Annotated in this window: 9 protein-coding genes; 4 read left to right on the top strand and 5 right to left on the bottom strand. The window is 31.8% G+C overall.

The window, feature by feature from the left end:
• Window positions 1-245: 245 nt before the first annotated feature.
• From AB1Z17_RS00360 to AB1Z17_RS00350, 3 genes are all read left to right on the top strand, one after another.
• Entirely contained in the window at window positions 246-3,167 is a 2,922-nt protein-coding gene (locus AB1Z17_RS00360; protein WP_368049807.1) for a TonB-dependent receptor, read from the top strand.
• 170 nt (window positions 3,168-3,337) lie between these two features.
• Complete coding sequence (gene atpD / locus AB1Z17_RS00355) at window positions 3,338-4,846, top strand: F0F1 ATP synthase subunit beta (RefSeq protein WP_368049806.1); 1,509 nt, start codon at window positions 3,338-3,340, stop codon at window positions 4,844-4,846.
• 50 nt (window positions 4,847-4,896) lie between these two features.
• On the top strand, window positions 4,897-5,175 hold the full coding sequence (locus tag AB1Z17_RS00350; RefSeq protein WP_368049805.1) for a F0F1 ATP synthase subunit epsilon: 279 nt from the start codon (window positions 4,897-4,899) through the stop codon (window positions 5,173-5,175).
• A 67-nt stretch (window positions 5,176-5,242) separates the two neighbouring features.
• On the opposite strand, the gene AB1Z17_RS00345 is transcribed toward AB1Z17_RS00350, so the two are convergent.
• The 5 genes from AB1Z17_RS00345 to AB1Z17_RS00325 all read right to left on the bottom strand — a co-directional run bounded on the left by AB1Z17_RS00345 (window position 5,243) and on the right by AB1Z17_RS00325 (window position 10,444).
• Window positions 5,243-5,800, bottom strand: a complete 558-nt coding sequence (locus AB1Z17_RS00345; protein ID WP_368049804.1) for a DUF3575 domain-containing protein — start codon at window positions 5,798-5,800, stop codon at window positions 5,243-5,245.
• Window positions 5,801-5,917: 117 nt separating this feature from the next.
• Window positions 5,918-6,814, bottom strand: a complete 897-nt coding sequence (locus tag AB1Z17_RS00340; protein ID WP_368049803.1) for a flavin reductase family protein — start codon at window positions 6,812-6,814, stop codon at window positions 5,918-5,920.
• A gap of 8 nt (window positions 6,815-6,822) precedes the next feature.
• On the bottom strand, window positions 6,823-7,986 hold the full coding sequence (hppD, locus tag AB1Z17_RS00335) for a 4-hydroxyphenylpyruvate dioxygenase (RefSeq protein WP_368049802.1): 1,164 nt from the start codon (window positions 7,984-7,986) through the stop codon (window positions 6,823-6,825).
• Between the two features lie 43 nt (window positions 7,987-8,029).
• Window positions 8,030-9,187 carry a homogentisate 1,2-dioxygenase gene (locus tag AB1Z17_RS00330; RefSeq protein WP_368049801.1) on the bottom strand — a complete coding sequence of 386 codons (1,158 nt, stop codon included), beginning with the start codon at window positions 9,185-9,187 and terminating at the stop codon, window positions 8,030-8,032.
• Between the two features lie 24 nt (window positions 9,188-9,211).
• On the bottom strand, window positions 9,212-10,444 hold the full coding sequence (locus AB1Z17_RS00325; protein WP_368049800.1) for a Glu/Leu/Phe/Val dehydrogenase dimerization domain-containing protein: 1,233 nt from the start codon (window positions 10,442-10,444) through the stop codon (window positions 9,212-9,214).
• A 172-nt stretch (window positions 10,445-10,616) separates the two neighbouring features.
• Here AB1Z17_RS00325 and AB1Z17_RS00320 point away from each other — a divergent pair, with 172 nt between their 5' ends.
• Window positions 10,617-11,102 carry an Lrp/AsnC family transcriptional regulator gene (locus AB1Z17_RS00320; protein ID WP_368049799.1) on the top strand — a complete coding sequence of 162 codons (486 nt, stop codon included), beginning with the start codon at window positions 10,617-10,619 and terminating at the stop codon, window positions 11,100-11,102.
• Window positions 11,103-11,413 lie beyond the last annotated feature (311 nt).

Raw genomic sequence — 11,413 nt, 5'->3', positions numbered from 1 at the left:
CAAAATTCATTAAATTTATTAGAAATCATCTATAAATACAAAACTATTCAAGTATTAACTTTTGGATATTGTTTGAGCCCGTAAAGATTGTTTTTTTATCGAAATATTTTAAAGTGATAACTATCACATTCACAATAAAACGCACTTTAAATTTAAAGATATTCATTTTTTTATTGGCTGTTTTAATGTTAATTAGAAAAAAATTGTATTTTGCGACCATGTTAATCAATACTCTATTATATATTATGAAAAAACTAGTAAGTGTTTTTTTTGTGCTTTTTATTAGCGTTTCGATGTTTGCTCAAACATCAATCACAGGATCGGTAATAGAATCAAAAACAGGCCAACCTATTCCAGGTGCCAATATTAAGGTTGTAGGAAAATCAATAGGAACAACAACCGATTTTGATGGAAATTTTTCATTAAAAATTGCCCAAAACCCTCCATTCTCAATTGAGGTATCATTAATTGGTTATGCTTCAACTGAAGTTGAAATTACACAAAATGACCAAAAAATAACCATTTCATTAGAAGAGTCTGCTACCGCATTAGATGAGGTAGTTGTTTCTGCTTCTAGAACTCCAGAGCGTATTTTAGAATCTCCGGTAACCATCGAAAGAATGGATGTTAGAGAAATAAAAAATACTTCTTCACCAACGTTTTACGATGGTTTAGAAAACTTAAAAGGAGTAGATGTTAATACCAATAGTTTAACATTTAAATCTGTAAACACCAGAGGTTTTGCAACTTTTGCAAATACACGATTTATGCAATTGGTAGATGGAATGGATAATTCGTCACCCGCACTTAACTTTAATTTAGGAAACCTTTTAGGAATGTCCGAATTAGACGTTAATACTGTTGAATTATTGCCAGGAGCATCATCTGCATTATATGGTGCAAATGCTTTTAACGGTATTTTATTTATGACCAGTAAAAATCCTTTTAATTCTGAAGGAGTTAGTGTTTATGGAAAAACTGGTTTAACTTCATCTAAAGAAGCAGGAGACAATCAGTTTGCAGATGTAGGAATAAGAATGGCACATAAATTTAGTGATAAATTTGCTGCAAAAGCATCTTTTTCTTTCTTAAAAGGTACTGAATGGTATGCGACAGACTACAACGATTATGATCATCTAAATAGTATTCCAGGAGAATCTACCACTTTGGTGCCTGAAACAGGGCAAACAGCATTTGACAGATTGAATGTTTATGGAGATGAAGTGAAATTATCTGAGACACCATTTGGTGATTTGCAAGGTGTAGCTGGTTTTTTAGCTTCAACTACTAATCCAGAATTGGGACCATTAGTCGCTTTAATTCCAAAAGACGATGTCTCTCGTACAGGATATAAAGAAAGAGATTTAACGGACTATCAAGCCGAAAGTGCTAAAGTAGATATTGCCTTACACTACAAACCTTTTGAAGACGATTTAGAAATAATTTATAATGCTAAATTTGGTAAAGGAAATACAATTTACCAAGGGGCAAATAGATATAGCATTAAAAACTTCTTTATGCAACAACATAAAATTGAAGTTAGAAATGACGACTTTTTTGTAAGAGCTTATATGACAGATGAAGACGCAGGAGATTCTTACGATATGCGTTTTGCGGGTATTAATATGAACAAAGCAAATGCATCACAATGGTTTGGTACGTATGCAGGTGCATATGCTACCGGAGCAGGTCAAATTCTTCAAGGTGGAGGTTCTCCGGCTGATGTTGTAGCAGCTTCTGCTCAATTGCACGCTGGCGCTAGACAATTTGCAGATGCAAATGTTACTTTACAACCTGGAACACCTGAATTTAAGGCAGCTTTAGAAGCTACTGCTTCAGATCCAGATTTAGCTACAGGTGCTAAGTTTCAGGATAATACAAGAATATACCACGCCGATGCGAACTATAACTTTCATAAATTAGTTGATTTTGCAGATATACAGGTAGGAGGTTCTTGGAGACAATATTCTTTAAATTCTAGTGGAACCATTTTTACAGATTATGATGGTGCAATTGATTATAATGAATATGGTGCTTATACTCAAATTCAAAAGAAATACTTAGAAGATAGATTAAAATTTACAGGTTCTATTCGTTATGATAAAGCAAAAAACTTTGATGGTAATGTATCTCCAAGAATTTCATTGTCGTATTCATTAGGACAAGATAAAACTAGAAATGTAAGAGCGTCTTTCCAAACTGGATTTAGAAATCCAACCACACAAGATCAATACATTGGTTTAGATGCTTCACAAGCTATTTTAGTTGGATCTGCACCCGATAACTTAGATAGATATACCTCTAACCCTATAGCTAATAGTGCAACAGCACAACAATTAGGGTTTCCTGCTACAGTTCAATTAAGTGGTAGATCTGCCTATGAAAATGCTTATACATTAGCATCTCTTCGTGCATTTGGTGCAAGTGCTGCGGCTGGTTCTCCAAATCCTGGATTGTTAAAAGTTGGTAATTTTGATTATGTGAAACCAGAAAAAGTTACAGCTTATGAAATTGGTTATAGAGCAGTATTTGGTAGACTTTCTTTAGATGCAAGTGCATACTATAATAAATACGAAGATTTTATTGGAAACAAAACAGTTGTAGTACCACACTATGGTCAAGTTGATTTTTCTGATATTATTCCATTGCCAGCTCAATTAGGAGGTCCAACACCAGCTGCATTAATTGCAATTGGTAATGGTGATTGGCAACCATTTCAGGTGTATACAAATTCAAAAGCAGATATTGCATCTTACGGAGGTAGTGTTGGAGTTTCTTCCAAAGTTGCTGGTAATTATAGTGTTGGTTTAAGTTATACCTATGCTAAATTTGATTTTGATCAAGAAAGTGATCCAGATTATGAAGCAGGATTTAATACTCCAGAAAATAAAGTGAAATTTTCTTTTGGAAATACTGATGTAATCGAAAATTTAGGATTTAACGTAAATGTTCGTTGGAGTGATGAATATTTCTGGCAATCTTCATTTGTAGATGCTGTAATAGATGCAAGAACTGTGGTTGATGCTCAAATTAATTATACAGTACCAAAATGGAAATCTACTTTTAAAATTGGTGGAGCTAACCTAGGAGGTAAAGAATATTTAAGTGCTCCGGGTAATGGAAAAATTGGTTCTCAGTACTTTGCTTCTTGGACTATAAACCCATAATAAACTAGAAAAATAAATTATATAAAACGCCCTAAATTTTTAGGGCGTTTGTTTTTTGAAAAAAACTCACTATATTTTTTTCAAAATAAAATCAAAAAACTATCTTTGCAACCTGAAAAATGAGGTTAGACTAAAAAGATTAATTATCTAAAATATAAACAGTTAAAGTAATGACAAAGGTTACAGGTAAAGTTGCACAAATTATTGGTCCAGTTATAGACGTTGAGTTTCAATCTGGGGCAGAACTTCCAAGATTATACGATTCATTAGAAATTAAAAGAGAAGATGGATCACTTTTAGTATTAGAAGTACAGTCTCATATTGGTGAAGATACTGTTAGAACAATATCAATGGATTCAACTGATGGATTAAGTAGAGGGACAAAAGTTTTTGCTACTGGAAATGCAATTCAGATGCCTATTGGGGATGCTGTTTATGGGCGTTTATTCAATGTTATTGGAGATGCTATTGATGGATTAGGTGATTTACCTAAAGAAGGTGCAAACGGACTTCCAATTCACAGACAAGCACCAAAATTCGAAGATTTATCTACTTCAACAGAAGTTTTATTTACAGGAATTAAAGTAATTGACTTAATTGAGCCATACGCAAAAGGTGGTAAAATTGGATTATTTGGTGGAGCCGGAGTTGGTAAAACTGTATTAATTCAAGAGTTAATTAATAATATAGCAAAAGGTCACGGTGGTTTATCAGTATTTGCCGGAGTAGGAGAAAGAACACGTGAAGGAAATGACCTTTTAAGAGAAATGTTAGAGTCAGGTATTATTAAATATGGTGACGATTTTATGCACTCTATGGAAGATGGAGGATGGGATTTAACCAAAGTTAATAAGGAAGAAATGAAAGAGTCTAAAGCTACTTTCGTATTCGGACAAATGAACGAACCACCTGGAGCACGTGCACGTGTTGCCTTATCTGGTTTAACTATTGCTGAATATTTTAGAGATGGAGCTGGTGAAGGACAAGGAAAAGATGTTTTATTCTTTGTTGATAATATTTTCCGTTTTACACAAGCTGGTTCAGAGGTTTCTGCGCTTTTAGGTCGTATGCCATCTGCGGTAGGTTACCAACCAACATTAGCAACTGAAATGGGAGCAATGCAAGAACGTATTACTTCTACTAAAAATGGTTCTATTACATCTGTACAAGCGGTTTATGTACCAGCGGATGATTTAACGGATCCTGCGCCTGCAACTACGTTTGCGCATTTAGATGCAACAACAGTATTATCTCGTAAAATTGCTGAGCTAGGTATTTACCCGGCAGTAGATCCATTAGATTCTACTTCAAGAATTTTAACTGCTGATATTTTAGGTGATGAACATTATAATTGTGCGCAACGCGTTAAAGAGTTGTTACAACGTTATAAAGAATTACAAGATATTATTGCTATTTTAGGTATGGAAGAATTATCTGAAGAAGATAAATTAATTGTACACAGAGCACGTAGAGCTCAACGTTTCTTATCACAACCCTTCCACGTAGCTGAACAATTTACAGGAATCCCTGGTGTTTTAGTTGACATTAAAGATACTATTAAAGGTTTTAATATGATTATGGACGGTGAGTTAGATAAGTATCCGGAAGCAGCATTTAACCTAAGAGGTTCTATTCAAGATGCAATTGATGCTGGTGAAAAAATGTTAGTAGAAGCATAATTCAATTGACAATTATCAATTGAAATTATCAATTATCAATTAATTAAATTATGATTTTAGAAATAGTATCACCAGAAGCAACATTATTACATTCGGAAGTTGATTTAATTGCGGTTCCAGGTATTAATGGTGACTTTCAAATGTTAAACAATCACGCACCAATTGTTTCTTTACTTGTTGAAGGAACTGTAAGGTTTCAAGGAGCAAATGTAAAGATTGATGAAGAATTTGAAGCTAATTTTACAAATACCAAAGGAGAATATGCATTGCAAATAAAAAGCGGAACTATTGAAATGAAAGAAAACAAGGTTATTATTCTTGCGGACTAATTTTCAAATTTATATATAAAAAATGCCGAGTAAATTTGCTCGGCATTTTTTTGTAAAAATATTTTTTTTATTGAAATCTATACCCAATGGAAACACCACCTCTTCCAACAACTTCAATATCACTATTATCAAGCATGTCTCTTCCAATTCCGGCATATATTTCTGCCACAAAACCTCTTCTTGTTACCCATTTTCCACCAACTGAAATCCCTACAGCTAAATCTGTATATTTATGATCTTTTAGGCTAGGATCATAATTGTCGTAGTAATAATCGTCATAGTAATAATCATCAAATTTACCAGAATGTACCATTGTAAATGCCTCAATAAAAAAACCTTGCGCATATTTATTAGAGAAAAAATGTCTATAATATGGTGTTAAAGAAAATGTTCTGTACTCATCCAAACCATCTACATTATTGTCTAAACTTATAAGTGTTCCAAAACCTATAGAAGATTCTTCATTTAATATACGTTCGTAACCTACATCTAACCACTTAAAGCCAATTAAATTCGACATATTTAATTTTAATTCATTATTCATTTCGGAATAATTATTATTTTGTTGTGCAAATAATACAACACTGCTAATAAATAATAGCACAGTAAGGGTGATTTTTTTCATCAGAATTTTGTTCTTTTAAGTTAAAGGTTAAATATAATTAATTGTTTATACTAACAAACAAAAATGATGCCTAATATTTTGTATATATTAAAATGTACTTAAAAAAGTACCTCGTTATTATAAACAAAATAAAACAGAAAGAGCTTGTTCGAGTTTATCTTCATTTAATAATTTTTTTACAACTGAATGTAGCTGATTTTCTTTCTCGGTTTTATCTTTAATTGCTAATATAGTAGTTAAAATTGCAGTTTTTTTTATTTTTTCTATTTCTTTTGAAGAAGGAGTCTTAGGTAAATTTCCTAACCGACCTAAATTATTACCTGTTAAAATGGTACTATTTAAAGCGTGTTTTGGAAGACTATCTACTCCGATGCCTTGGTTAAATATTGGTTTAGGAATTTCAAATAAAGATTCTTCAATAAGTCTAGCGTACCAACTGCCTCCCATACGAGCCACTAAATCTAATTTTTTAGTGTCTAAATTTCCGTTAGTATCTAAATATTTATTGTTAATATGAATACAAACTACTCTTGAAATTACTAAATTTCCAGCACCTCCTTCTTTTCCTAATTCAATAATATTGTCTACCACACACTCAAATGAAACAGGTGATTCTGCAACTCTTGGTGGTGTAATTTTTACAGATTTAATAGGTGTTAAACCCGATTTTATGAATTCGTTAATGTCAATATCATATTCTGTACTGGAGAGCGACATTTGCTCAACAATTGGAAAATTCACAATATTTATTACAACTTCTTTTGTAGATTTTACATTTTCTAAAGTATGTTTAGTGGTGTTGTTTTTTACTCTTCTAGCAGGAGAGAAGATTAAAATAGGTGGGTTTGCACTAAACACATTAAAAAAACTAAATGGACTTAAATTTACATTGCCATTCGCATTAACTGTACTCGCAAAGGCAATGGGTCTAGGAGCTACCGCAGTTAATAAAATACTATGTAATTCGGCAGTAGATATAGAGCTTGGATCTATTGTTGTTATTTCTGATTTCATTATTTTTTTTATAAAGTCCCTCTACTTTCTTGTTCTCTTTCTATGGCTTCAAATAAGGCTTTAAAGTTTCCAACTCCAAAAGATTGCGCTCCTTTTCTTTGAATTATTTCAAAAAACATTGTTGGTCTGTCAACCACTGGTTTTGTAAATAGTTGTAATAAATATCCTTCATCATCTCTATCAATTAAAATTCCATGCTCTTTTAAAACTTCAACATTTTCATCTATATCTCCAACGCGTTCTAACAAATCATCGTAATATGTTTCTGGAACATATAAAAATTCAACTCCTCTATTTCTCATTTCAGAAACGGTTTCTACAATATTATTTGTTGCCAAAGCAATGTGCTGCACTCCTGCACTGTTATAAAAATCGAGGTATTCTTCAATTTGAGATTTCTTTTTACCTTTTGCAGGTTCGTTTATTGGAAATTTAATTCTTCCATTTCCATTGGACATTACTTTACTCATTAATGCAGTGTAATCTGTTGAGATATCGTCATCAGTAAACGAAATAATTTGAGCAAACCCCATTGTTTTTGCATAAAATTCACACCATTTTTTCATTTCTCCCCAACCAACATTACCAACCATGTGATCTACATAATTTAAACCAACTGGTGTTGGATTGTAATGCGATTCCCATTTTTTATAGCCCGGTAAAAAAACACCGTTGTAATTTTTTCGTTCTACAAAAATATGCACAGTTTCGCCATACGTATAAATTCCTGAGCGTATTACTTCTCCATGTTCATCTTTTTCAACGGTTGGTTTTAGGTACGATTTTGCACCTCTGGAAGTGGTTTCTTCCCAAGCTTTTTTGGCATCTTCAACCCACAGGGCAACAATTTTAACACCGTCTCCATGGATATTAATATGTTGGTTAATTTCTCCATCTTTTTGAAGAGGAGAGGTAAGTACTAAACGTATTTTATCTTGTTTCAATACATAGGAAACTCGATCTTTTAACCCAGTTTCTAATCCTGCATAAGCTTCAGATTGAAATCCGAAAGCAGTTTTATAAAAATGTGCAGATTGTTTTGCGTTTCCAACATATAATTCTATATAATCTGTACCTAATAATGGTAAAAAATCTTCTGCTTCTTCAAAGAGTTTTTCTAAACTATAAGTGGTATTTTGTATGTTTTTTAAGTTTTTGATTTTTGCTGCCATTTTTTTTGATTTTTATTAAATAGTAAATTTGTTGTTCCAAATTTTAATCTAGCCACGACTTATAATAATCTTGATCTGCAATTTTAAGCGCATTTTCTGTAACCATAAGTGGTTTAAAAGTATCTACCATTACAGCCAGTTCATTTGTAGATTTTTTACCAATACTGCGTTCCATTGCTCCAGGGTGAGGACCATGTGGAATTCCAGCTGGATGGAGTGAAATATGTCCGGCATCAATATCATTTCTACTCATAAAATCTCCATCAACATAGTATAAAACTTCATCAGAATCTATATTGCTGTGGTTGTATGGCGCTGGAATTGCATCTGGATGGTAATCGTACAGGCGAGGTACAAAACTGCAAATTACAAAAGCATCGGATTCAAATGTTTGATGCACTGGTGGTGGTTGATGAATTCTACCGGTAATTGGTTCAAAATCGTGGATTGAGAAAGCATAGGGATAATTATGTCCGTCGTAACCAACAACATCAAACGGATGCGTGGCATATACCATATCAAATAGTTGATTTTGTTTTTTAATTTTGATTAGAAAATCTCCCGTTTCGTTATGCGTTTCTAATTCTTGAGGTTTTCTAATATCACGTTCGCAAAATGGTGAATGCTCTAACAATTGACCGAACCAATTTCTGTAACGTTTAGGTGTGTAGATTGGTTTATAACTCTCTACAATAAATAATCGATTATCGGTTGTGTCAAAATTAATTTTATAAATAGTTCCTCTTGGAATTAGTAAGTAATCGCCATATTTAAAATCTAAATTACCTAAATGTGTGCGTAATTTTCCAGTTCCTTTATGAACAAAAATAAGTTCATCGGCATCTGTATTTTTATAAAAATAATTTTTGGTTGACTCTTTAGGAGCTGCTAAAATAATATTACAATCGCTATTTGTAAGTACAATCTTTCTACTGTCTAAATAATCATTTTCAGATTTTACTTGAAACCCTTTAAGTCTGTATGATTGAATATTAACTGCTTTTGCAATTTTTGGAGCTACACTATAAGGTTCTGCTATTTTTTTAACCTGTGTAGGTCGGTTTTCGTGATATAAATTACTGTACATTCCATCAAAACCAATAGTTCCAAAAAGTTGTTCATAATAAAAGTCACCATTTGGTTTCTTAAAAATTGTATGTCTTTTTGGAGGAATGTTTCCAAGTTTATGATAGATTGGCATCTTATTTTTATTTAAAAATAGTTATTACTTTCTGTTTTGCAATTCTTTTATAGCAATATCTAAAGATTTTTCTGTTAAGTTAATACCTTTTGGGCAAACTTCATAGGTTTTTTGTAAGGCATCTTTTATTACGTTAGAAGTATCTTTAAATAAAATTTCATCTGTAATTTCACCTTCATTTTCCATTAAAAAGGCAAAAACTCTTGCCATTCCGCAATTGGCAATAAAATCTGGAATAATGGCTATTTTTTTATCGACTTCAGATAAAATCTTGCCCATAAAAATTTCTTTATCGTTAAAAGGAACATTTGCTCCGCAGCTTACAACTTCCAAGCCGTTTGCGATCATAGTATCTAATTGACTTTTTTCAACCATTCTAGAACCAGCTGCCGGAATAAATATTTCTGCTCCAACACTCCAAATTTGTTGCATTATAATTTCAAAATCTATAAAAGTAGCTTGTTCTTTTAAACTTTTTTTACCTGCTAATAGTACTTCAATTTCTTGAATGCTAAAACCTTCAGTATTTATTAAACCACCATTATAATCAACAATTCCAACAATTTTAACGCCGTAATTTGCAAGATAGAATCCTGCGGAAGCGCCAACATTACCCCATCCCTGAATAATTGCTCTTTTCTCTTCGATTTTGCCGCCCCAAATATTGTAATAATGTTTTACAGCTTCACTAACACCATAACCCGTAATTAAATCTGCTATTTTATAATTATTAGTGGTAGTTGGAATGTATTTTTTATCTGTAACTTGTTTGGAAACACCATATTGTAAACGTTCAATTTTATCTTTGTGTTTGCTTATTTCCATACTAAAAAAACCGTTTACAACACCTTCTTGAGGATGTGATAAACCATAACTTTCGGTAATTGGAATTACTTCAACAAGTTCATCAATATTTAAATCACCGCCCGTTCCATAATAATTTTTTAATAATGGCATTATTACTTTATACCATCTTTTTAAAACTTCTGCTTTTTTAGGATGTTGAGGATCAAAATTTATTCCAGATTTAGCACCTCCAATTTGAGGCCCCGAAACAGTAAATTTTATTTCCATAGTTTTTGCCAAGGATTCTACTTCATTTCTGTTCAGGCCTTTACGCATTCGAGTTCCACCTCCTGCTGCGCCTCCTTTAAGGGAGTTAATTACTACCCAACCTTCGGCACCCAACTCTTTATCTTTCCATTCAAAAACTATTTCTGGTGGTGTTTGTTCAAATTCTTTTATTAAACTGGACATATTTTTTTATTTAAAACATTATATAAATCAAAAATATGGTTTAGGAGAAGTCAATATTTTTAAACTGCTTAATAAATTTAATTATAGCATAAAACAATGTAAAAAGATTAAATATTAGAATAAAAATCTACAAAACACTATATTTGATGTGTTAAAATATGTTTTTTCTAAAATGAGTTTAAAACTAGATACAATAGATTTAAAAATTCTTGAATTAATTCAAGAAAACGGGCGGATAACTATAAAAAGTATGTCTGAAATATTAAACCTTTCAACTACACCTGTTTTTGAAAGAATAAAGAAACTGGAAAAAGAAGGATTTATAAAACAATATACGGCTTTGTTAAATGAACGAAAATTAGGTTTAAAACAAACGGTTTTTATTAGTTTAACCTTAAAAGAACACAACAGAAGTTATTTAACAAAGTTTGAAAAAGATATTAATACGTTCCCTGAAGTTATGGAATGTTACCGTATAACTGGAAATTTTGATTTTTTGGTGAAGGTAATTGTAAAAGATATAGAAGATTACGAGAATTTTATTTTAACGAAACTTTCTTTGTTGAAAAATTTAGGGAATGTACAAACTCATATTGCACTTTCTGAAGCTAAAAACTCCACTAAAATTAGTAGTGAAATATTAAAAAAGCTAGTTTAAGCTGATACTTAAAAAACTGTTATTGCGAGTTTTACTTTTTTTTAAGTAAAATGTGGCAATCTGTCTATCAACTATCAGATTGTCAAAGTTGTACCTCCTTCGAAAAGATGCAAATGACTAACATTCAGATATTATTCTTCTTGCTTATATTTAACTTTTGTTGACAGATAAATAATCAGGCAATCTAAATTCCAAAGGAGAAAAACTTTTTTTCACTCTAAAAAATCGCCTTTAATTGAATTGTTCCTGTATGAATTGTTTTTGAAGTTTCACTTTTTCTACCTAAATAATTTAAGTTTAAATTTAAGAAT

The sequence above is a fragment of the Lutibacter sp. genome, from assembly GCF_040883305.1.
Taxonomy (GTDB): Bacteria; Bacteroidota; Bacteroidia; order Flavobacteriales; family Flavobacteriaceae; genus Lutibacter.
This window is presented reverse-complemented; position numbering and strand designations above follow the sequence as displayed.